The organism is Colwellia sp. 6M3 (genome assembly GCF_014077595.1).
Lineage (GTDB): Bacteria > Pseudomonadota > Gammaproteobacteria > Enterobacterales > Alteromonadaceae > Cognaticolwellia.
In genome coordinates this window covers 1-251 of the sequence record NZ_JACGWF010000261.1, presented here as the reverse complement: position 1 = coordinate 251, position 251 = coordinate 1, and the positions used below count along the sequence as shown (strand labels likewise).

2 pseudogenes are annotated in these 251 nt (G+C 42.6%); both read right to left on the bottom strand.

Annotation, left to right across the window (positions count from 1 at the left end):
* Positions 1–69 (bottom strand): annotated as a pseudogene (locus tag H4J50_RS19315) (succinate dehydrogenase membrane anchor subunit); the annotation flags it as partial.
* A gap of 54 nt (positions 70–123) precedes the next feature.
* A pseudogene (locus H4J50_RS19310) lies at positions 124–251 on the bottom strand (FAD-binding protein); the annotation flags it as partial.

Genomic DNA, 251 nt, shown 5'->3' with positions numbered 1-251 from the left:
GGCACTAGCACGAAGAAGAATGAAATCATGTACGCCACTACGGCCTACTGTTGCTGCATTATTTACCATAATCGAACTCCTACTACTACAGTAAGCACCAACCAAAGTGCAATGATAAGTTTAGCCGGTATTAATGTGAGCATTAGTGGTAGAAGCAAAAATACGACCCGCGCCACCTGTTGCTAAAACAGTAGCACGTGCTTTGAAGTAAACAATCTCACCAGTTTCAATGCAAATTGCGGTAGTACCAA